This window comes from Fictibacillus nanhaiensis, assembly GCF_036213205.1.
Lineage (GTDB): Bacteria > Bacillota > Bacilli > Bacillales > Fictibacillaceae > Fictibacillus > Fictibacillus nanhaiensis_E.
On sequence record NZ_JARMFC010000020.1, the window covers coordinates 77,192 to 99,792 of the forward strand.

Below are 22,601 nucleotides of genomic sequence, written 5' to 3' on the forward strand. Positions count from 1 at the left end.
TCTATATGAGATATTATGGTAAAATTGGAAATGTATTTTACATCTAAAGGAGAACTTATGACACAAAAACAAGTGACAATCGCAGAACTAAACGCAGAAAACTGGTACGAGTGCTGCTTTTTAGAAGTAGCAGATGATCAAGTGAGCCATATTGAACCTAATGCCGTTTCAATTGCACAATCCAAATTTGAACCGAGCTTAAAACCTTATGCTATCTTTTTAGAAGATAAGACAGTTGGATTTCTTATGTTCAACTCCATGAAAGAAGAATTAGGTGGTTATTGGATCTATCGAATTATGATCGATAAAAATTATCAGCAAAAAGGAATTGGAAAGATAGCTACACAGTTGATGATTGATGAAATGAAGACTGTATTAGATGCTAAATTAATTGTAGTGGGATATCACCCGGAGAATAAGGGAGCACACCAGTTGTATGAGAGCTTAGGATTTGTTGATAAAGGTGATAGATTTGGCAAAGAAATGGCTGTTGTTTTAGAAGTATAATACATATCTTGTGTTGGCAAAAACTTCTGAAATCTTAGGTCACCCTCAAATTCTTAGTAAATCTCATCGAATAATTAATGTTGAATATATAAAAGTTTTAAGTTGGTTGAACTCTAATCTTTATTAGAGTTCTTTTTGTTTTGTTTCATCATGAGAGGGAAAGATTGTTACGAAGGAGTGAATGTAATAGATGAGAAGATCAGAACGCAAGAAGTCAAAAAAGAGAAATGTTGTTTTATTTAGTGCGTTAGGAGCTGTTCTGTTAGCGTTATTGTTCTTGCCTAAAGACGCGTTGCTTATGGGCAGTGAAGAGGAGCCAACTAAAGAAGAAGCAAATAAAGAACCAAAACATAAAGTGGTTAAACTTCAGCCTGATAACGAAAGTGCATATGAAGATGAAGAACGTGAAGAAAAAGAAACAAACAATAAGGATAAATCCAAGAAACAAGAACCTTCTGAAGAGATTGGCATAGATCCTGAAAAAGAAGCAGATAAAAAGAAAAAAGCTGAAGCGGAAAAGAAAAAACAACAAGATTCAGGCGATAAACCAGTTTTAAACAAACCGATCGGAACTTCTCAAACAGGAACACATACATCTAGTTATGATGAAGGAAGCGTAGATTGGAATGAAAAACTGAAAGCGATCCGTCTTGCTACAGGACTTGATGAAAACATGACTGTATGGAAGATCGGTAACGGTGGCAGTCCTCAAAAATCAGTCGCAGAAGTAAGTCCGAATAAACAGCCGAACGAAAAATACACAGTGAACCTCGAGTGGGTTGATGAAAAAGGCTGGATGGTGACGAGTGTTCAGAAGTAATTTCTGATCTGAAGAAGTGGACAGTAAACATTCCCTTTTAAGAAGACTCACCTAAAATTCTTAACAAAAGCTGGCTTAGCTCGTTCATATGTAACGATACTGAGCCAGCTTTTTACTTTATTTTCGCTTTTAGTAGAAAACGGTGTTGATTTACCTCAAAGTATCCATTATTTTGAATCATCTTATGAATATGATGTAGCTTCTCCACAGAATCTTCAATTTTAAACTCTGGCACTTGCCAAGGTATTGCATCTAAGTAGTAAAGTAGCCCTCCTATATCATAAAAGCGCTGAACAGGAAATTCTTCTTTTGCTTCCAATATATCGAACCCATTTTCTCTCAATTCATTTTCAGCAAAACGCAAATTCCAATGTGAAAATTCTTCGTTAATAGGGTAATCAAGTATTGTGTTAATTTCAGCACAGTCTGAACCGCCAACTTGTTGTGTAAGAAAAATACCGTCCGCTGTTAATATGCGTTTTACTTCAAGTGGAGAATAGGATTCATGTTTATTGATGATAAGGTCAAACGTATGATCTTCAAAAGGAAGAAGGTCGTCGTCACCGATCTGAAACACTTTTACACCAAGAGGTTCAAGTCGTTCTCGTGCGATTGGAACATTTGGCAGATATCCTTCTGTTGCACAAACTACTGCTGGAAATGGCTGAAGTTTGGATAACAGTTCTCCACCTCCAGTGCCCATGTCAAGCATCGATGACACTTTCCCGATGAGAGGAGTCACCATACTGCCATAAGACCAAGAAAGCATTCCACTTGCCATTCGACCAGATTCAGTTATATATGAAAAATCCCACCCCGAAAAAGGTTTCTTAACTTCCTTAATATACATTTCAAAATCTACATCACGTTTCATACCTGCACCTCCAAAGTTTATGTTTCATTATGTTGAGTCTATACGGATTTGTTGGAGGTCCCCTTGAATAATAGCCGTTTTATATTTCATGCTCGAAATGATTCATAATGTTCTCCTCATAATATGTTACTCATTGTCATACTAAAATTAATTCTTCAAAACAATTCCAGCTCCTTCTGAAACTTCACAAATAGAGGGAATTTTGTCGTGTTGTCGAAATTAGGCAAATGAGTGAAGTATGTGATAAAGGGGAGGGCATTATGACACATCACGCTTTGAAAATGTACGACTATCATGTATGGGCGAACAAGGAGATGTTTAATCGTTTAGTAGAACTTGGAGATGAAGTATATCATCAGGAAATGCAAAGTGTTTTTCCATCCTTCTCGAAGGTGGTTTCACACATGTACATCGTTGACCAGCTTTGGTTTCATATCGTTTCAGGAACAAGCATGACAGAAGCGCTCGAAATTGAAAAAGTAGAGTCTGATACAAAGAGTATTGAGGAAATCATTACGATGTTCAATGAATTAACGAAACAGTATAGAAACTTTCTTAATAGACATGATGATTTGGACAAAATGTTAATGCTAGATATACCTTGGGCAGGAAGAAGAGAAACGAGTATCTCTGAGATGGTGATGCATATCACGACTCATGGTGCCTATCATCGCGGAAATATTACAGCTATGCTGCGTCAAAATGGTTATAGCTCAGTTACGACAGATTTAACGAGTTTTTGGTATTCAGGTTAAAAAATCCTACTTACTAATAGCTCGATACATACGGTTCAACAAGGAGAAATGAATGAAGAAAATAGTAATTTACGTAAGCATTGTGCTCATCCTATTGACAGCGTTAGCATACATCGGTTTAAAGTTAAGCAGTTCAAGAGACTTTCAATTTTTCGGAGGTTTAGTGACGAGTGCAGATACTACTGAAAAAGTAGTTACCCTTACATTTGATGATGGCCCTACAGATAACACTGATGAAATTTTAACGATTTTAAAAGAAGAGGAAGTTAAAGCTACTTTTTTTGTAACTGGCAAAGAGATAGAAGAGAACTTGGAGGATGCAAAAGAAATAGTTGCAGCAGGACATGAGCTCGGAAATCATTCCTATTCTCATGAACGAATGGTTTTGAAAACACCTTCCTTTATTAAAAATGAGATAGAAACAACAGATGAGCTGATACGAAAAGCAGGGTACGAGGGAAAGATTCACTTTCGCCCGCCATTTGGTAAAAAGTTGATTGGTCTGCCTTATTACTTAGATAAACACCATCGTAAGACAATACTTTGGAACATAGAGCCGGAAACCTATCCCGAAATAGCATCTGATTCTACCAAAATAGTGAAGCATGTGAGTCGAAATATTCAGCCTGGCTCAATCATTCTGCTGCATGTTATGTATGATAGCCGAAGAGAATCGATGAAATCCGTAAAAGGAATAATTACGGACTTGAAGGCAAAGGGATACACGTTTAAAACGGTTTCTGAAATGATTGAATAAGAATTGAGAAGCCCATCTTAATCTAAAAGGGGCTTCTCAAATGAATTGAATGTTATTTGGAAACAAGTACAGGTTGATGTGCGGTAGAGACAACCTTTTGACTAACGCTTCCTAAGAATAGTTTTTTTAATCCGCTATGGCCACGATTACCAATGACGATGAGATCGATGTTATGGCTATCCGCATAACCACAAATGGTGGTAGTCGGGTCACCATGCAAAATGGCTGTTGTTGTCTTTATTTGAGGATCAACACGTCCTAACGCTCTGTTTAGGATTTCTTCACCATGACTTTGCTCCAAAATTTCTGCTTTCCTTACTTCTGCAGTTGAACTCGCTACTCCGCCTGGGTGAACGACACCATACAAAGGCAGGACTACTTCATTGGTAACATAAAGTAACGTTAACTCAGCCTCGGTATGCCGTGCGATCTCATTACCATTGTGCAGAGCTGTGTAACTTCCTTCAGACCCATCAAAAGCAACCAGAATCTTGGTAAATAACATCACGTTGATCTCCTTTCTTGCAGATTTGGCAACTTGAATTAAAATGTCACCCTATAAAACCATTACCCCTTGATATTTTATGTAAACAAAAAACAGATTTCTGTCACAAAACATAAGCCAGTATCGTCATGTTTGTAAAATCAGAAAGTGGTGATTATACAATGAATACATTTGATGTGGCTATTGTTGGAGGCGGAATAGCAGGCTTGACTTCTGCCATATATTTAGCACAAGCAGGAAAGTCTGTCTTGGTACTAGAAAAAGCTAGCAAGGTTGGCGGACGTGCACAAACCAACTCGAAAAATGGAGCACTTTTTAACTTAGGAGGGCATGCATTATATAGAGGGGGAGCGGCTGAGGAGATTTTAAATGAGTTAAAAGTAAATATATCTGGAGCTGTTCCCGATACAAAAGGATACGCGATCTGGAATGGAGAACTATTTCATTTGCCAGGATCATTAGGTGCAATGGTGAGATCAAAACTTTTAACATGGTCCTGCAAGACGGAACTTGTAAGAGTTATGTTGAAGCTGCAAACGATCGATACCTCATCAATTCCGCATATGAGTTTGCGAGAATGGGCCGAAAAGGAAATAAAGAATCCCATGGTGCGTAACGTTATTTATGCACTATGCAGAACATCAACGTATTGTATAGACTACGATCAACAGTTAGCGAGTGCTGTCATTCGTCAAGTTAAATCAGGATTGAAAGGTGTTCTATATATTAACAACGGTTGGCAATCCATCATAGAAAATCTGCGTTCTAAAGCCTTGGCTGCCGGTGTACTTATTCGTACAAACAAAATGGTTTCTTCTATTGAATGTGGAATTCAACATCAACTCTTTTGTACAGATGGAGAAACGATTGAAGTTTCAAATGTACTATTAACAACAGGACCCGAGCAATCAATGAAATTAATAAAGAAATCAGAAGGAACATTGCTGCAAAAGTGGAATCAACAAGCACGTCCCGTATATGTTGCATGCTTAGATATAGCTTTAAAAAAACTCCCAAGGTCGAGTCATCATTTTGCAATAGGAATCGATCAGCATATTCTGTTCTCTAACCACTCTAGAGCTTGTTCATTAGGTCAGAATGGTGAGATTGTTATTCAAATGATCAAATATTTAGGGACGAAGAAAGAAGAGAGTGCAAATGTTCATAAACAAGAGCTTGAGAGTATTTTAGATCTCATGCAGCCAGGCTGGAGAAAAGAACTTGTTTCTCAGCAGTTTCTACCCAGCATGATTGTAGTTCAAGACACGATTAGCGTTCACGATAAACAATATTTTGGTCCGAGTGTACCTCAAATACCTGGATTATACATTGCTGGGGACGGAGCAGGACATGGAGAAATGTTGGTGGACGCAGCTTTTGCTAGTGCTAAAAGAGCAGCGAAAGCTATTATGCAGAATGAGGGATTAAATCGTTTGCGAAGGGAGGCTTAATGGATGAACGATGTCCATACGGAGCAGTTATTTATAACATATAAATCACTCTTGTTTTCATTAGCGTTTCGTATGCTTGGAAGTGTGCAAGATGCGGAAGATATCGTGCAAGATGCGTACATTACTTGGAGTGAACAACCAGTTAATCATGTTCAGAACCCAAAAGCTTACCTTTGTAAAATCGTGACTAATCGCTGTATTGACATTCTCAAATCTGCGCGTAAACAAAGGGAAACATATGTAGGGCCTTGGCTTCCAGAACCGTTATTAACAGACAACAACAATGATCCAGCATTACATTTTATAATGAAAGAATCTCTTTCTACTGCATATTTACTGTTATTAGAGCAGCTATCAGAAACAGAACGTGCTGTATTTTTGCTTCGGGAAGTCTTAGAGTATGATTATAATTTGATTTCAGAAGTGGTCGGAAAAAGCAGTTCGAACTGCAGGCAGATCTTTCACCGCGCAAGAAAGGCGATAGGCAATCATACAGCTACTCAGTCGTCACCGCCGAAGACATCCGCACTAACCGAACAGTTTGTGTCAGCCGTAGTTTCAGGAAATGTCAATAAACTATTAAGCTTGCTTGCAGTGGATGCGACACTTGTATCAGACGGTGGTGGGAAAACAAAAGCTGCTCTTGTTCCAATCATTGGAGCAGAGCGAATCTCTCGCTTTTACATGGGAATCATGGCAAAAGCAAAGGAAGACTTTTCATTTAAATATACTATTGTTAACGGTGAACCAGGAATTGTACTGTATGCCGAACATCAAGTACTCGGTGTTCTATCATTACAGATTAAGAATGACCTGATTCAGACTATTTATTGGGTAGTAAACCCTGACAAACTTACTCACATTAAGTAACAACACTCGGAGGTATACCTTGAAACCTATATTAATGAATTTTCCTACTGAATTTACAACCGATCGACTCCTTATCCGTATGCCAAGACCTGGAGATGGCAAAGCGATGTTTGAAGCTATTCATGCTTCACTGGAAGAGTTAAAGCCGTGGCTACCCTTCGCCCATTTTGAACAAACCGAGGAAGATGTAGAAGTAAATATTCGAGAAGCGCATTTGAAGTTTCTAAGCAGGGAAGATTTGCGGTTGCTTGTGTTCTTAAGAGAAAACGGTAACTTGATCGCTTCATCAGGGTTACACCGTATTAATTGGGAAATTCCAAAATTCGAGATTGGTTATTGGATCGATACTCGATACACAGGCAAAGGATATATGACTGAAGCTGTTCAAGGAATTACTGAGTTTGCTTCTAAAGAACTAAAAGCGCGTCGAATTGAGATTCGCTGTGATACTCAAAATGTTAAAAGTGCGGCTATTCCTGAACGACTTGGTTTCACATTGGAAGGTATTTTGCAAAATGACGCATTGGAAATTGGATCAACTACGAAACTTCGAGCTACAAGTGTGTATGCAAAAGTATTCTAATAGGAGGAGAGATCTTGGTAAAAGCTGTTTTCTTCGATTTGTACGAAACATTGATTACGGAATGGAAAGATGGACGAAAGAAAGCCAAGTATTCTATTAAACCTTTAGGGTTAGATAATAAAATTTTTAAAGTAGAGTGGGACCTTAGAAGAGAGCTTAGAATGAATGGCACTTTTTTAGATCACGAGAGTGTGTTAAGGGATATACTTCGCTCACAGGGCATGGAACCAAAGTTAGATGCTATCGAGCAAGTTCATCGAGAAAGAATGGCAGTTAAGCGTATTCCTTTTCAAGAGATGAATCCTCTCGTGTTAGGACTTCTTCGTACTTTAAAGTCCAAAGGTTTAAAGCTTGGTCTGATCTCTAATGCGGCGGCTGAAGAGGTTTACGCATGGGAAACGTGTGATTTAGCTGACTTCTTTGATGAAGTGATCTTCTCATATGAGGCACGAGTTGCAAAACCCCAAAAAGAAATCTATCAATTGGCTTGTGAGAAGCTTGGTGTAACACCGCAAGAATCAGTATTTATTGGTGACGGTGGATCTGACGAATTAAGAGGTGCAACAGAAGCAGGAATGACAGCACTTCAAGCAACTTGGTTTTTGCCAACGGTGATCAGTGAGAGAACGACAGGTTATCCAAAACTAAAAAAACCACAAGACATACTGAAACATGTGGATATTACTTCCTTCACAATCTGCTAATCTATTTATTTATGTGGAGAGCTAGCACTTGAATTAACGTGCTAGCTCTTTTTGATTTGAGTTAGAATCTATTTTTTATTAATAAAATTTCGGTAAAAAAGAACTACAGCAAAAATATGCCATCAGACACTTTGATTTTATTTCCTATTTTTTACTCTAGTAACAACTAATTAACTTTCTGAAAATTCGTATAAATAGAGTCTAAGAGGTGATATGATGTTGCAGACAAAGTAAATAAAAGGAAATTGGAGGCGTGACAATGACAAAGAAGAAGTGGGTTGCAATGGGGATTGCGGCAACATTGATCGCAGGTGCGTTCGGACCATCAGCTATGGCAGCAACAGAAGAGGTGAAGGTGAAAGTAAGCAGTGATTCTGGGACACCAGCCTTTTTTGCAGGGAAGTTATCTTCTAAATCAAAAGCTTCTGCACAAAAGGTTTTATTCGATTATGTGAATAGTCATAAATCCATATTTAAACTCGGAAATACAAAAGCAGAAGAATCGTTCTCCATTTTAGAGAGTACAAAAGAAGCAAACGGGAATACGGTTCTAAGACTTCAGCAAGAATACAACGGTATTCCTATATGGGGTTATACCCAAGTGGCGCACATTAATAAAAACGGTGAACTTACCGTTATCTCGGGTGAAGTTGCTCCAGAAATGGACAAGCAACCAAAGTTAAATAACGCAAAGCAGATCAGTGGGAAAAAAGCGGTGCGAATTGCTACTGATGCACTTGGTCTAAAACCAGAATATGAGAAGAAGCCAAAAGCGGAAAAAATCGTACTGATGAAAGACGGTAAAGCTCATTTTGCTTATCTTGTAAACTTAAACTACTTAACTCCTGAGCCAGGAAACTGGAACTATTTTATTGATGCACAGTCAGGGGAGATCTTAAACCGTTATAATGACATGCACGAAGTAACGGGAACGAACACGACTGGAACAGGAAAAGGTGTACTAGGCGATTCAAAAACGCTTAATCTCACATTATCTAGCGGAAAGTATTATATGCAAGATAATACGCGAGGAAACGGAATCTTCACCTATGATATGAAGAACCGTACGTTCCTTCCTGAATTCTTCTTGCCGGGAACACTATACAGTGGAACAGACAACTTGTTTGATAGTTCATACGATCAAGCAGTCGTAGATGCTCATTACTTTGCTGGTTTAACTTACGATTATTATAAAAATACACACGGGCGTAATTCATATGATAATAGAGGAGCACAGATTAAATCTTCTGTTCACTTTAATAAAAACTACAATAATGCGTTCTGGAACGGTTCTCAAATGGTATATGGCGATGGTGATGGCACGAACTTTATCGCCTTCTCTGGCGGAATTGATGTAGTTGCTCATGAATTGACACATGCGGTAACAGATACAAGTTCAGATCTTGTCTATCAAAACGAGTCAGGTGCATTGAACGAAGCGATGTCTGATATATTTGGTACATTAGTTGAGTACTATAACGGTAAAAACCCTGATTTCGAGATCGGTGAAGATGTTTATACGCCTGGAGTAGCAGGAGATGCACTTCGTTCCATGTCAGATCCGGCGAAATACCAAGATCCAGACCACTATTCTGTTCGTTATACCGGAACAGGTGACAACGGCGGCGTTCATATCAACAGTGGTATCATCAATAAAGCAGCATATCTATTAAGTGAGGGCGGCAGTCATTACGGCGTGTCCGTTACCGGAATCGGACGGGATAAGCTAGGTGCGATCTTCTACCGTATGAACACGGTATACTTAACGTCATCATCAAATTTCAGTCAAGCGAGAGCAGCTGCAGTCCAGTCCGCAACAGACTTATACGGTGCTTCGTCACAAGCTGTTACTTCGGTAAATCAGGCATTTAATGCAGTAGGCATTCAATAAATTTTGATGTAGCTAGAACCATGTTTGATGGTTCTAGCTTTTTCTATGGGGAAATAGCGAATGATTACAGACTCGTGGTTTGAGAGCTGAAACTTGTGGATTGAGAGCTGAAACTTTTGGATTGGGAGCCGAAACTCGTTGATTGGGAGCCGAAACTCGTGGATTGGGGGCTGAAACTTCTGGATTGGGAGCCGAAACTCGTGGATTGAGAGCAAAAACTTCTGGATTGGGAGCTAAAACTCGTGGATTAACAGCCTAAACTCATGGATTAAGAGCAGAAACCCAGGAATTGTAAGCTCAATCTCATGAAATTAACCATCATTAGCAGGGCTGATCACGTCGATATAGAATAAGTAAAACGGTAACTTAGCAAAAAAGGTTAAGAACGAATGAATGTTCGTGTATATGATGGATGTAGGGTAGGTGATGGAGATGGATTATGAAGTTTGCATTCAGCGGACACTCGATTATATTGAAGAGAATTTGCAGAACCGGATTACATTAGAGGAGCTTGCAGAGCTCGCTTGCTTCTCACCTTTTCATTATCATAGAGTGTTTCAGTTTCTAGTCGGCGAATCTGTTATGGATTATGTGCGTAAAAGAAGACTCTCACACGCGGCTATGCGATTGATGCAATCAGATGATAAAGTGATTGATATCGCTTTTGATCTAGGGTTTCACTATCATGAATCGTTTAACCGAGCTTTTAAAAAACAATATGGCCGATCACCGCGAGAGTACCGTAATGCATCCGTTCATCCCGTCTCTCTTCATCAAAGGACTTACCTCAATATAAATCGTTATACAGGAGGAATAAACATGGAAATGAAAATCATGAAAAAGCCAGCTTTCCACATCATCGGGTATGATTTGAACACACGCAACACTGCCGGTCAAAATAATGTAGATATTCCGAAGTTTTGGGAGAACTATATTCAAAATAACTTAGGAGACAAAATTCCAAACCCTTTAAACAAAAACCAAGAACTAGGATTGTGCACAGAATACAATACGACAACAGGTGAGTTTGTTTATATGATTGGAATGGAAGTGGAGAAAGGAACACTCGCTCCAGAAGGAATGTCTTACAGAAGTTTCCCAGAGATGGAGTATGCCGTTTTTACAACGCCAAAAGCTTCAGAGGAGAACTTCGTACAATCGATCCAGCAAACATGGGTTGAAATCTTCTCCAAATGGTTTCCAGATTCAGAATATGAGCATAACGGAAAGTTAGAGTTTGAGCTTTATGATGAACGATGCTATGGAAATGAGAACAAACAGATTGACATCTATATTCCACTCGTTAAGAAGGCGGAAAAAGTGAAATAAGTTGTGTTTTGCCCTTTTTGCTCAATGAGCAGAAAGGGTTTTTTTTGAATCTAGGAAATTGGAATTTTGTGTTAAAATAAAAATCTGAATATTAATAAAAATTCAAGCGGATAAACGAGGAAGGATACATCAAATATGAAGTTTTCGGTCGATCAAAAAGTATTTAGTAAAGCTCTATCTGAAGTTGGAAGAGCTGTTTCTCAAAAATCACTTCTTCCCATTCTTTCCGGCATAAAGGTTATAGCAGAGAATGAGGGGATAACGCTTATTGGAACAAACTCAGATATTATTATCACACGGTTTATATCTAGAGAAAAAACGTCCGGTGTTATGATAATCGACCAAACAGGGAGTGCTGTCGTTTCAGCGCGATATTTTACAGAACTTATTCGCAAGCTACCTGAAGACGTCCATATCGAAGTAGATGATAAGCACGTCGTAAAGGTTAGGTCGGGTGACATCTTTACTAAATTAAATGGATTCCTAGCAGACGAATATCCTAGGTTACCTGAGATCAATCGAACATATTCATTCACAATGGGTGCAAATGAATTAAAAGAGACAATCAAACAAACAGTTTTTGCTACAGCTAAAAATGAAACGCGGCCAGTACTTACTGGTGTTCATTTTATGTTCTCAAACAATGAGCTTACTGCCGTTGCCACTAATTCACAACGTTTAGCTTCTGTAATTAACGAAGTTCAGGTTAAGGAAGAGACATCGTTTATTGTTCCAAGCTCCAGTCTGAATGAACTTATAAAACAAATCAGTGATTATTCAGGTATCGTAAAAATCTCCTGGGCAGACGGATACATTCTTTTTGAAATAAATCAGGTTTCTCTGTATTCAAGATTAATTTCTGGGCAGTATCCGAATACATCAAAACTCATTCCGAATGAACAAAAGACAATATTAAGATTAAATAAAGATCATCTCGTTAAAGGAATAGATCGGGCCTGTTTGTTTGCCGGTGAATGGAAGAACAACAATATCACATTAAGTATTAAAGACCATAAACTGTGCATCTCATCAGGCTCTTCAGAAATGGGCAATATTCAAGAATTACAAGAGATTAACGACTTTTCAGGTGACAACGATCTTAAGGTTTCAATCGATGGTCACTTTTTGAAAGAAGCATTACATACGATTAAGGACGAAGAAATCAACATGAAATTTAATGGCTCAATGAGACCGATCGTAATAGAATCCACACATCAAAAATCAAGATATCTTCATCTCATTTCACCAGTAAGGTCTTTTTAGGGGGGGTTCCATGGATTACAAAAATGGAGAATATCAGCTACTCGTAAATGGGATAAGTCATTGGATAAGAATAGAGGGGACCGAAAAAAAAACGATACCTTTATTGATTATCCATGGTGGTCCAGGAGGTAATCACTATGTTTTTGAACGGACTGCAGGACCGAAGCTTGCTGAGGAGCGAACGGTTATTTATTACGAACAAAGAGGTTGTGGTAGAAGCGATTTACCCCACTCTGAAGACTATACGGTTGAGTTATTAGTAAATGATTTCTATTGTCTTGTGAAGCAGCTCGGAATCAAGAAAGTAGATGTATTAGGTTATTCATTCGGAGGAGAATTAGCGTTAGAAATCGCTCTCGCTTTTCCAGGAATAATCAATAAATTAGTGCTCTCTGCACCAAGTTTAATGTTTTCGGATATGGTCTATGATACTCAGATTCAAGGATTTCAGACAGTCAGCGATGATATATTTTTCGAGAGAATCGAAAAGGTATTGAAGCAAAATATTTCTTTAAAAGCTAAATGGGAAAGGGTTTGGGCACTAGCTGACTCTAAGCTTGTTGATCGCTTTTTATTTGAAAACGCGAAGGTAGCTGATTATAACAGACGCTTATGGGAAGAAAGTGGCTTAAGTAACACAGGAACATTGTTGGAGTCACTTCAAAAGAATCCCCCGTCTACACCACTTAAAAAGCGATTAAATGAAATTAAGCATCATACGCTTATCTTAACAGGTGCGCATGATCGGAATACGGGCTTAAAGATATCAAATATCATTAAACATGAATTATCAAACAGTAACTTAGAGATATTTGAAAACAGTGCACACTTTCCAGATTTAGAAGAAGAGAAAAAATTTGTAGCAACGACATTAGATTTTTTAAGATAGGGGTCCTAGTATGTTAGAAATAGTGGGTACATCGAAAGTTGATAAAAAATCGATTAATGAATTCTTTCAAAAGCACTGGGGAAGTCAAGAGATGGTGATTTCGAGTGGAACGTTTAAATGTGAGGAACTTGATGGATTTGTTGCTGTGAATAAGAGGAGTGAAATAGTAGGTCTGCTTACATATTTCATACATAAAAACGTCTGTGAGATCATTTCGTTGGACAGCATCTTAGAAAACAAAGGAATCGGTACAGAGCTTCTAAAAAAAATTGAAAAAGAGGCTTATAGTCAAGAAGTATTACATATAAAAGTAACGACTACGAACGATAACATAAGGGCATTGAGCTTTTATCAAAAAAGAGGTTATTGTTTAACGGAGCTTCTTCTAAATGAAGTAGAAAAGGCTAGGAAGGTAAAACCTGAAATTCCTCAAGTCGCAAACAATGGCATACCTATTCGGGATGAAATTGTTTTAAGTAAAAAACTTCAAGGGAGTATTAACGTATGATTCCCGACAACGAAAGTATTATCTATATTGCAGACAACCACGAAGTGTGTGTGTCAAAATTTCTTTCTTTAGTGAATGCAGTATGGCCAGGTGAATACCATGAACAGTTTACAAAAGAAGCTTTGCAAAAAACAATAAACATTACAGCATGGGATCATGAAAAACTCGTTGGCTGTGTACGAATTCTTACTGATGGTTATTTCTTTGGAACCATCACTGAAATTCTTGTTAGGCCGGACTATCAAGGAAGAAAGATAGGCAAACATCTAATGGAGATGGCTTTCAAACATAGTCCAACGTCTCTCTTTATAGGTGCTCAACCAGGAAAAGAACATTTCTTTGAAAAGTTAGGTTATACAAAGTCTATTCAATCTTTTCAAAAGAAAAAACAAAGGAAATAGGTGAAAACATGCAAAAGGTATTTCCAAACGTTCAACTTAGGGATCTTGTTATAGAGGATGCTGAAGATCGTTATGCGTGGTGTTTAGACGAAGAAGTCACAAAGCATCTTAACATGCCAGACAAATATCCTCCATTTAGTTTAGAAGAAACAAGAACTTGGATAAATCAGTGTATCGCAAAGAACAATGGTTATGAGCAAAAAGCGATAATCAGTGAGACGGGTAAACATATTGGTTGGGTAGACCTAAAGAATATAGATCGGTTGAACCAACATGCCGAGTTAGGCATAGCCATTGGAGATAAGAGTTATTGGAACAAAGGCTATGGTATTGCCGCTATGCATGAGATGCTAAATTTTGGTTTTTGTGAACTCTCCCTTAATAAAATCTGGCTTAGAGTTGAGATCGATAATGAAAGAGCCATAGCTTCATACAAAAATGCAGGTTATGTAGAAGAAGGGATTTTAAGACAAGATCGTCTACGAAATGGAAAGTTTGTTGATCGGTTACGAATGAGTGTAATAAAAGATGAATTTTTTGCAAATAGTGTTTCGCATCGGTAAAGAATGTATACCAAATTTAAACCTGTAAAATTTTATAAGTTAATTGGAATAATTACTCATTTTAAGGTAACCCTAATGACATACAAAGAACAGGTTTGCCACTTGTTTCACAGAGGACGATACTCTAAAATCGTCCTTTTTTTTTATTAGCAAATACTACCTTTTGCTGTTGCGCATAAGAAAGATTCAATGTGGAACTATAATCTTAATTCAACAAGGAGGTGAAAATAACATGGCTAACACAAACCAATTAGTAGTACCAGGTGCACAACAAGCTATCGACCAAATGAAGTATGAAATCGCTTCTGAGTTCGGTGTAAACCTTGGACCAGATTCAACTTCTCGTGCTAACGGATCTGTAGGTGGAGAAATCACAAAACGTTTAGTTGCTCAAGCTCTTGGCGGAAAGCGCTAATTAAATTTAATATCATGGCTCGGCTATCTGTTCATCGCAGATAGCCTCTTTATTTTTTACATAAACTTTTCTGTTTGACATTTGAAAAGAAGTATTTTATATTAGTTGACGTATCAATTATTGAGCTATCAATTATTTAGAGGAGGAGGATGCTGTTGTCCAACTCATATATAGATGACGAGAAGATTATTAACCGTTTGTATGAGATCCATCGCAGAACGGTTCCTAAGTTTGAGAGCTGTACTGGGATCAGTCAGACGCGCTTAGAGCTTTTGCATGAATTATATGAAGTTGAAGAGATCAGTCAAAGAGCTCTTCAAAAGAAAGTGAATATTGATCATGCCGCTGTAACGAGGCATCTGAAACAGCTTGAGGATAAAGGAATGGTAGTTAGAAGGAAAGATCCTAAAGATCAACGATTTACGTATGTTTCTCTATCAGAGGAAGGACGTTTAAAAATCATTCATTACCGTGAAGAAAAGGAACGTTTTATTTCTGGTGTATTACATGATTTTTCTGCTGAAGAGAGAAAAAGTTTGCTGGAGATGTTAACCCGTATTCAACGCAATATTGAATGTTTTGAGTAATCACAATCAAATACAACTAAGACTATTACACATAAAGGAGAATGTATGATGCAACAAACTAAAACCAATGACTTTAACGAAATTATCACTGGACGTCGATCCATCCGTAACTACGATCCATCTGTAAAAATTTCTAGAGATGAGATGAATGAAATCCTAACAGAGGCTTCTCTTGCACCATCATCTGTAAACTTACAGCCTTGGCGTTTTGTCGTGATCGATACACCAGAAGGAAAAGAAACGCTGGCACCGTTGGCTAAATTCAATCAGCGTCAAGTAGAAACTTCATCTGCTGTCATTGCTGTATTCGCTGATAACAACAGCTTGGATTATTTAGAAAAAATTTATGATAAAGCAGTAGACGAAGGGCATATGCCTCAAGAAGTTAGAAATCAGCAAGTGCCAGCCATTCGCGGACTTTTAGAACAAATGACACCAGAACAATTTAAAGACATGAACCTGATCGATGCAGGACTTGTTTCTATGCAATTGATGCTCGTTGCTCGTGCACATGGATATGACACGAATCCGATCGGTGGATATGAAAAAGCTGATATTGCTGAAGCGTTTGGTCTAGATAAAGAACGTTATTTCCCTGTTATGTTGCTTTCCATCGGTAAAGCAGCAGATACAGGATATCAATCTGTTCGTCTATCAGTAGAAGAAACAACAGAGTGGAGATAATAAGGAAGGGGAATAGATAAAATGATTATTATTCACGCAGGTTTAACGGTACAAAAAGAAAAAGAAGAAGCATTTTTAGCAGAGGTAAAAACTTTAGTAGAGGCTTCGCGTGCTGAAAGTGGTAACATTCAATACGATCTAAAGAAAGATACAGAAAAAGAAGCAACGTATATGATGGTTGAAGTTTGGGAGAACCAAGAAGCGGTTCAAAACCATAACACAAGTGAGCACTTTGTAGCGTTCGGTAAAAAGGCTGCAAGCTTTATGGCTGCGCCAACTGATGTAAAAGTGTACGCCGGTGAACAAGTAAAGTAATGATGAAAGGAAGGCGCATAGAATGTGCCTTCCTTTTTTAGTGATACTATTCGGCTTTTGTGTACTTGCGCTCTTGTTCAGCGATTAGTTCATCATCCTCCGCGTTATCACGAGTAACCTTTTGGGTCAAAATCGCACCAACGGCTACCAATATCATTACGGCGATGTAGTAACCTTTTTCGTTCAGTTGCAGATTGTCTGCATTGTAAAGTCCGATACAAAACATAGACACCCCAGCGATGAATGTAAAATAAGCTAAAACGGTAAATGCGGGTGTATTTCTTCTTCTATGACGTTGCATATGTAAACCTCCTTTAATCTCTTTATAGATAGATAAACAAATATATGCCAAAAGCTATCTTCATTATAATCAATAAAAGGTTTTATTTCCTTATTTTTCTTGTTTGGAAATGTTATCATGTGTAAAAGAAGCAGGTTCTAGCATCGCGGATTCAATAATGATTGCTGTAAGACCACACTTTGTAGATGTTTCATGAAATTCGTCTTTGATCCAAAAGGCAGCTTCACCCGCGTTGATTTTATGCATGATTTTATCCTCACCACAAACCTCAGCTTCCCCACTAACTACAAGAAGGAGCTGTGGAACTACGGCTTGATGGTAGCCAATGACTCCTCCAGCTTCTAGATGAACACATCCAATTTGTGCAGGATTCTTTGTTTTTGCAATTCTAGTCATTACAAAATTTGAATTAAATTTAGAAATGTGTCTTCCTGATTCTTTCGTAAATTGAAAAATTTTCATGTATTATCCCCATTCTCTAAAACATATATGGCCCAACAACAATCGATAAAAAGAAAGTGTTTAAAGCAGCGAAATAACAAATGGCCGTAAGTTTGCTCCAATCTTGCTTTCTCCCATACCATACCGCTGCACCGCTTAATAGTGCGAGCGCAATAGGGATAACAAATGAACTCCCTGTAAAAGCCAAAAAATCGGGAGCATACATGTAATAATGAGTGTTAAACAATTTCTGAATAAAGATTAATTGGACACCGAGAAACAGTGCTAAGATGGTATACAAAATGCGCTTATCTTCATCTTCCATCAATTTAATTTTTACAATGTATATAACTAATGCAAAAAGGACGGCAGGAGTGATCCAATATACTGAACTCATCGCAAAGATTAATCCTTGAAAAAGAGATAATACCGTTGCAGAAACGGCTTCCTTCATATCTGATTGTGTTATTTTTAGACTTTTTTCAATAACATCAGGATTCTTAGAAGCGCCGCTAAACGTGTATTCTTTGTACCCCACTAAGTTTAACCACATAACCGACTCTTCACCAACCCAGTTAGGGTGAAGGGACTGATAGTTTGTTGTACTCCGCAGCTCAGTTCTCCAAACATCTCCATCAGCTCGTGCTTCATACACATTAACGGCTTCCTTTTCGTTAGACCTTAATGCGCGAGTAGTAAACATAACTTTTGCTTGACCGTTCGCATCAACACCATATTGAATAAACTTAGGATTTTCTAACTTCACTCCATTGTTGTCAATGAATGTCATCATGTTAAAATCCCAATCCTTATTTGCATTCAATGGATTAGTTCCTTGGTAGATTTTATATGACTTTCCACCTGAATTATTAGTAAACAAAGTATAATAAATCGTCACATCTCTGCTATTCTCAATAAAGTAAAAGCCAAAATGATTTTCATGAATTTGTTCCTCTTTATCTAAGATCACGTGTTCCTTATAGCCAAACTGATCAACAGGTTGATAAAAAGTAACCTTAACTTGTTTAGTCGTTTCCTTAGAAGATTTTCTAACACTAATAAACGAATCCGACTTGTCGTTTAGAACGACCGAATAAATTTGTTCTGGCACCTTTTTTAGAGACTTAACTTTCCATGAATCCATTTCTACAGCTAGTATCTCGTTTTCCTTAAAATAAATAATGTTATTAGGGTTAGAGTCCAATCCTCTAACATTTTGATCGAGTATATTTTCTTTCTTTCCATCATAGTGAATCAGTTGCTGATCTCTAACGAATACATACTGATCACCTTGTACCCAGAAGTCTTGGGGACTTGGAATAGAAAGTGGAATGGTTTGTTTATCTTGTACCTCTAATTTATCAGTAACATGAAAACTCAAAACTTCATTTTCTTTCGGAACATATACACGTTGTATTCCGTTTTGTTCTTGAAATACCGGCTTAACTTCACCAATTTTTTCTGTTTGTAATGGCAATGACCGACTCCAATCTTCAATCGGTAGTTTCAGTTCAGTTTTTAGATTTTGAGAAGTGAAAGCAATAAAAACAACCATGAAGAATAGAAGTGGAATAACAAAAGGCTTGAACTTTTTCATCATATTTCCCCCTTACTCCAAAATTCGACGAAAGTCCATATTTTTCCTTTTTGAAATTAAGTATACAATAGTAAAAGTAAGGGAGGGATTCATTTTGGAAAGTAAAAATATATTTATGAACTTACCAACAATAGAAACAGAGCGCCTTCTATTAAGAAAAATAACATTAGAGGATGCACAAGACATGTTTCAATATGGATCGGATGCTGAGGTTTCCCGCCATGTAACTTGGGATGCGCACCAAACGCTAGAGGATACGAAGGAATTCATTCAGATCGTATTAACAAAATATGAGAATGGTGATCTAGCACCTTGGGGAATTGTTTTAAAAGAAACCAACCAGCTGATTGGTACGATAGACTTTGTATCATGGCAGACCAATCATAAAACAGCTGAGATCGGTTATGTAATCTCAAAGATCTATTGGGGTCAGGGCATTACGACAGAAGCAAGTAAGGCGATTCTCAATTACGGCTTTACCAAAATGGATTTAGTACGAATTCAGGCTAGATGTTTTGTAGAGAATGTTGGATCTGAAGGGGTTATGAAAAAGCTCCGAATGAAATATGAAGGTACGGTAAGAAAAGCGATGTTTGCAAAAGGAAAGCACCGAGATCTTAAGGTATATGCTGTCTTAAAAGAAGATTTTAAAGTGAAGAATAACCTATAAATTACTCAGCTCTACGCGATTGCCTTACTAATAAGACAATCTATCTGCTTCTTAATTACTATATTTTCCTTTTATAAAGTATTTTTACAAAATAAGTAGTCAAAACGAATGTATATAATAAGCTATATGTACGTTCTTAAGTATGATTGAATTTTCTGATAATAAAGTTACACTTACCTTATACATATATAGGAGGTGTGCTTGTTATGAAAAACAGTAAGAGATGGCTATCTTCTGCACTCGTATTATCAACAGTTGCAGGGATGGCTTTTTCAACATTGGAATCAGGTGTGACGCCGCAAGTTGCTGAAGCTTCATCGCTCAAAATACAGCCAGCAGAGTCCGTTTCTCTCGTTCAATTCGCTGTTCCAAACACAAAGGAAGCGATGGGGAAAATCGAAGAACTTGGTATCGATCTAACTCACAGAATGCACGTTCATAATGGACAAATTGAAGTAGATGCAGTCGTAACACCAACTGAAGTTGCGATGCTGAAGCTTTATGGGATTAACGTAAAAGAAACTCTCATCACAGAAAACCAACTCAATCAGCGTGCTGCAGAAAGAAGTATGGCAGTTAGGCAAGAACAAAAGTTAACATCCGCTAAAGAAACAGTAACAATCCTCAGAGCAAATCACTTCACGAATCAATCAGACACTTTCCTTTATGTTGAAGCCAAATCCACAACTGGTGCCGTATCAAGCACGATTCTAACCGCTAGATGGACAGAGAATGGAGAAGAGAAAACGGCAACACTACAACAGATTCAAGATGCTGGAGAGTACCTCTACCATTCCTTTATGTTACCTGTTTCGGCAATACCAAATGATATAACAATTGAAAGCTCGCTAGGAGGTTCAGCTACGTCTCAAGTAACCGAATGGCTCGGTGAAGGAAAGCCGGACAAGCCAGGCAAGCACTATGTTAAGAATTTTGTTGACCATTATATGGACCCGACAGAAATCAACGCGAGAATCGAGAACTTAGTAAAAGAATATCCAGAGCTCGCTGAAATTGTGGAGATGCCTAACAAGACGAACGGATATCGCAGACAAGCTCAAGCGACATTAGGAACGATGCAAAACACAGCGGTAGTTGTGACATCTCGACACTGGGGACACGAGGGCGGAAATGCGATCAGCTTGGAATTGAAGAGAGCTTCAGCTGCAGGCACACCTCTTTCTGTTGGTACGAGCGGAAGCAAAATCGTCGTTACACTGGCAACAGATGCTGAAGGTAATGCGAAAAGTACGGCAAAAGAAGTGGTAGATCTTTTGAATGCAGAAGTTAGTGATCTTGTCTCTGCTACAACCTATCGTGGAAATGCAGGTAATGGAATTGTAGAACCTGCTACTTCAAACCTGTCTGATAACTTAAAAGCACCAGCTACAGTATCGCGTGATCCATTTACTGTTAAAGCGATTCGAATCGGAAAGCATAGAGATGGCTCAAAGCCTGGTGTACTTGGTTACTCACAAGAACATGCGCGTGAATGGGTAACACCACTTGTTTCCGTTGAGACTGCTGAACGACTTTTACGAAACTATTCGCATGATAAAGAGACTAAGAAGCTGGTTGATAATCTTGATATTTTTATTATTCCGTCCATGAATCCAGATGGAGGGCACTATAGCTTCTATGACTTTAATTCACAGCGTAAGAACATGACGAATCACTGCTCACCTCATCAGTCTGACAATGGCTACCGAAATTCGTGGGGCGTTGATTTGAATCGTAACCATGATGTGGGATCTGCGTTTGATGGTTATGTCGGAGCATCAACAACGAATTGTTTGAGTGGCACATACGCCGGACCTAGCGAGCATTCTGAACCAGAAAGCCGTAATCTAGTTTGGTTAACGGATGAGAACCCTAACATTAAATTTGCCATGAACATTCATAGCTATGGTGGTTATTTCATGTGGTCACCAGGTGCGTATACGCCAGAACGTGAAACATTGCCTCGCCCGTCTGCTGGGGAAGAAGCCTATTATTGGCAAGCTTCAGATTATATTTTAAAAGAGATCAAAAAGCATCGTGGAACAGTGATCTTACCAAGTCGAACAGGACCGATTCCAGACGTTCTTTATTCTGCTGCTGGAAACTCAGCAGATCACCTCTGGTATGAAAAAGGAATCTACGCTTGGAACTTTGAAGTAGGAGCAGATCTTTGGAACAAAGAAACAAAACGCTGGGAGCTGGTAGGTTTTCAGCCACCGTTTGACGAAGGACACGAAGAAGCCATGGAATTCTCAAACGGATTATTAGGACTTATCGATGTGGCGTATCAATATTCTAAAGATAAAAAAGCGCCAAAATCAAGTATCACACCAAACGGCGGAAGACATGAAAATAAAGTTGAAGTCAGCTTCAGAACAAGTGAGCCCGCTACGATCTACTACACGTTAGATGGCAGCCGTCCTACGTTTGATTCACAGAAATTGCAGTTGAGCGGTACACGTGAAGGACCGGAATCATTAACGTTTGAAAAGACGACAACGGTAAACTGGTTTTCGGTCGATGCGAGTAAAAACGTAGAGAACCGATATGAACCTGGAAACAACAAGAAATACAACACGAAAACATTTTTCATTAAATAGCCATTACAAAAAGGGAGGAGCAGAGGAGATAAGCTGCTTCTTCCTTTTACATATTGACTCGTAGTAAAGGAAGCGTTGACATTTTTAAAGAACGTCCATATACTAACAATTGTAAGTTGAAGTCATTTTGGAAAGGAACGGTACTACGCTGATGTGGAAAACTCTTATTTTCTTAGGCTAACTCTAAACTAATGAGACCTGGAGAATAGGATAAGTCTGCCCATTTTGCGTATACACGTGCCATATGCCTTATGATTTCACACAAAGAATAGTTATGTTCTTGTGTTTATTTGGATACGTGTCTTTACCATATTGTGCAAT

26 protein-coding genes are annotated in these 22,601 nt (G+C 38.2%); 21 read left to right on the forward strand and 5 right to left on the reverse strand.

Features of this window, described 5'->3' with window-relative positions:
• The first annotated feature begins 57 nt into the window (after positions 1–57).
• Together P4V41_RS17540 and P4V41_RS17545 are read left to right on the forward strand one after the other, a co-directional pair.
• Positions 58–507, forward strand: coding sequence for a GNAT family N-acetyltransferase (locus tag P4V41_RS17540; protein WP_328086475.1), 450 nt, complete (start codon positions 58–60; stop codon positions 505–507).
• 190 nt (positions 508–697) lie between these two features.
• Positions 698–1,327: a YrrS family protein gene (locus P4V41_RS17545; RefSeq protein ID WP_328086476.1), complete on the forward strand. Its 630-nt coding sequence runs from the start codon at positions 698–700 to the stop codon at positions 1,325–1,327.
• 112 nt (positions 1,328–1,439) lie between these two features.
• Here the strand turns inward: P4V41_RS17545 and P4V41_RS17550 are convergent, their stop codons facing one another.
• Complete coding sequence (locus P4V41_RS17550) at positions 1,440–2,201, reverse strand: class I SAM-dependent methyltransferase (protein ID WP_328086477.1); 762 nt, start codon at positions 2,199–2,201, stop codon at positions 1,440–1,442.
• 260 nt (positions 2,202–2,461) lie between these two features.
• Here P4V41_RS17550 and P4V41_RS17555 point away from each other — a divergent pair, with 260 nt between their 5' ends.
• Both P4V41_RS17555 and P4V41_RS17560 read left to right on the forward strand, forming a co-directional pair.
• Positions 2,462–2,956, forward strand: coding sequence for a DinB family protein (locus P4V41_RS17555; RefSeq protein ID WP_328086479.1), 495 nt, complete (start codon positions 2,462–2,464; stop codon positions 2,954–2,956).
• 52 nt (positions 2,957–3,008) lie between these two features.
• A complete protein-coding gene (locus P4V41_RS17560; RefSeq protein WP_328086480.1) occupies positions 3,009–3,713 on the forward strand; it encodes a polysaccharide deacetylase family protein in 705 nt (234 codons plus the stop codon).
• A 52-nt stretch (positions 3,714–3,765) separates the two neighbouring features.
• On the opposite strand, the gene P4V41_RS17565 is transcribed toward P4V41_RS17560, so the two are convergent.
• The gene (locus tag P4V41_RS17565) at positions 3,766–4,218 is read right to left on the reverse strand and encodes a universal stress protein (protein WP_328086481.1); all 453 of its coding nucleotides are present in this window, start codon (positions 4,216–4,218) and stop codon (positions 3,766–3,768) included.
• A gap of 161 nt (positions 4,219–4,379) precedes the next feature.
• Between P4V41_RS17565 and P4V41_RS17570 the strand changes: the two genes are divergently transcribed.
• The 15 genes from P4V41_RS17570 to P4V41_RS17640 all read left to right on the forward strand — a co-directional run bounded on the left by P4V41_RS17570 (position 4,380) and on the right by P4V41_RS17640 (position 16,671).
• Entirely contained in the window at positions 4,380–5,669 is a 1,290-nt protein-coding gene (locus P4V41_RS17570; RefSeq protein WP_328086482.1) for a phytoene desaturase family protein, read from the forward strand.
• Between the two features lie 3 nt (positions 5,670–5,672).
• Positions 5,673–6,539 carry an RNA polymerase sigma-70 factor gene (locus tag P4V41_RS17575; protein ID WP_328086483.1) on the forward strand — a complete coding sequence of 289 codons (867 nt, stop codon included), beginning with the start codon at positions 5,673–5,675 and terminating at the stop codon, positions 6,537–6,539.
• 19 nt (positions 6,540–6,558) lie between these two features.
• Positions 6,559–7,122 (forward strand): GNAT family N-acetyltransferase, encoded by a 564-nt coding sequence (locus P4V41_RS17580; RefSeq protein WP_328086484.1) that lies wholly within the window; start codon positions 6,559–6,561, stop codon positions 7,120–7,122.
• 14 nt (positions 7,123–7,136) lie between these two features.
• The gene (locus tag P4V41_RS17585; protein WP_328086485.1) at positions 7,137–7,826 is read left to right on the forward strand and encodes an HAD family hydrolase; all 690 of its coding nucleotides are present in this window, start codon (positions 7,137–7,139) and stop codon (positions 7,824–7,826) included.
• A 259-nt stretch (positions 7,827–8,085) separates the two neighbouring features.
• On the forward strand, positions 8,086–9,717 hold the full coding sequence (locus P4V41_RS17590) for a M4 family metallopeptidase (protein ID WP_328086486.1): 1,632 nt from the start codon (positions 8,086–8,088) through the stop codon (positions 9,715–9,717).
• A 432-nt stretch (positions 9,718–10,149) separates the two neighbouring features.
• Positions 10,150–11,046, forward strand: a complete 897-nt coding sequence (locus tag P4V41_RS17595) for an AraC family transcriptional regulator (protein WP_419181334.1) — start codon at positions 10,150–10,152, stop codon at positions 11,044–11,046.
• Positions 11,047–11,181: 135 nt separating this feature from the next.
• Entirely contained in the window at positions 11,182–12,309 is a 1,128-nt protein-coding gene (dnaN, locus tag P4V41_RS17600; RefSeq protein WP_328086487.1) for a DNA polymerase III subunit beta, read from the forward strand.
• A 10-nt stretch (positions 12,310–12,319) separates the two neighbouring features.
• On the forward strand, positions 12,320–13,198 hold the full coding sequence (locus P4V41_RS17605) for an alpha/beta hydrolase (RefSeq protein WP_328086488.1): 879 nt from the start codon (positions 12,320–12,322) through the stop codon (positions 13,196–13,198).
• Between the two features lie 10 nt (positions 13,199–13,208).
• Positions 13,209–13,706: a GNAT family N-acetyltransferase gene (locus tag P4V41_RS17610; RefSeq protein ID WP_328086489.1), complete on the forward strand. Its 498-nt coding sequence runs from the start codon at positions 13,209–13,211 to the stop codon at positions 13,704–13,706.
• Positions 13,703–14,107, forward strand: coding sequence for a GNAT family N-acetyltransferase (locus P4V41_RS17615; protein ID WP_328086490.1), 405 nt, complete (start codon positions 13,703–13,705; stop codon positions 14,105–14,107). The genes P4V41_RS17610 and P4V41_RS17615 overlap by 4 nt, the downstream gene beginning before the upstream one ends.
• Before the next feature lie 8 nt (positions 14,108–14,115).
• Complete coding sequence (locus P4V41_RS17620) at positions 14,116–14,670, forward strand: GNAT family protein (RefSeq protein ID WP_328086491.1); 555 nt, start codon at positions 14,116–14,118, stop codon at positions 14,668–14,670.
• A 232-nt stretch (positions 14,671–14,902) separates the two neighbouring features.
• Entirely contained in the window at positions 14,903–15,085 is a 183-nt protein-coding gene (locus P4V41_RS17625) for an alpha/beta-type small acid-soluble spore protein (RefSeq protein ID WP_066392178.1), read from the forward strand.
• Positions 15,086–15,234: 149 nt separating this feature from the next.
• Positions 15,235–15,672 (forward strand): MarR family winged helix-turn-helix transcriptional regulator, encoded by a 438-nt coding sequence (locus tag P4V41_RS17630; protein WP_419181332.1) that lies wholly within the window; start codon positions 15,235–15,237, stop codon positions 15,670–15,672.
• 45 nt (positions 15,673–15,717) lie between these two features.
• The gene (locus P4V41_RS17635) at positions 15,718–16,356 is read left to right on the forward strand and encodes a nitroreductase family protein (protein ID WP_419181333.1); all 639 of its coding nucleotides are present in this window, start codon (positions 15,718–15,720) and stop codon (positions 16,354–16,356) included.
• Between the two features lie 21 nt (positions 16,357–16,377).
• Complete coding sequence (locus P4V41_RS17640; protein ID WP_328086494.1) at positions 16,378–16,671, forward strand: putative quinol monooxygenase; 294 nt, start codon at positions 16,378–16,380, stop codon at positions 16,669–16,671.
• 46 nt (positions 16,672–16,717) lie between these two features.
• On the opposite strand, the gene P4V41_RS17645 is transcribed toward P4V41_RS17640, so the two are convergent.
• The 3 genes from P4V41_RS17645 to P4V41_RS17655 all read right to left on the reverse strand — a co-directional run bounded on the left by P4V41_RS17645 (position 16,718) and on the right by P4V41_RS17655 (position 19,010).
• Positions 16,718–16,972: a YiaA/YiaB family inner membrane protein gene (locus P4V41_RS17645; RefSeq protein WP_066392185.1), complete on the reverse strand. Its 255-nt coding sequence runs from the start codon at positions 16,970–16,972 to the stop codon at positions 16,718–16,720.
• 90 nt (positions 16,973–17,062) lie between these two features.
• Positions 17,063–17,434, reverse strand: coding sequence for a cupin (locus P4V41_RS17650; RefSeq protein ID WP_328086495.1), 372 nt, complete (start codon positions 17,432–17,434; stop codon positions 17,063–17,065).
• Between the two features lie 16 nt (positions 17,435–17,450).
• Entirely contained in the window at positions 17,451–19,010 is a 1,560-nt protein-coding gene (locus tag P4V41_RS17655) for a hypothetical protein (RefSeq protein WP_328086496.1), read from the reverse strand.
• 94 nt (positions 19,011–19,104) lie between these two features.
• Between P4V41_RS17655 and P4V41_RS17660 the strand changes: the two genes are divergently transcribed.
• Both P4V41_RS17660 and P4V41_RS17665 read left to right on the forward strand, forming a co-directional pair.
• On the forward strand, positions 19,105–19,680 hold the full coding sequence (locus tag P4V41_RS17660; protein ID WP_328086498.1) for a GNAT family protein: 576 nt from the start codon (positions 19,105–19,107) through the stop codon (positions 19,678–19,680).
• A gap of 206 nt (positions 19,681–19,886) precedes the next feature.
• The gene (locus P4V41_RS17665) at positions 19,887–22,280 is read left to right on the forward strand and encodes a M14 family metallopeptidase (protein ID WP_328086499.1); all 2,394 of its coding nucleotides are present in this window, start codon (positions 19,887–19,889) and stop codon (positions 22,278–22,280) included.
• The last annotated feature ends 321 nt before the right edge of the window (positions 22,281–22,601 follow it).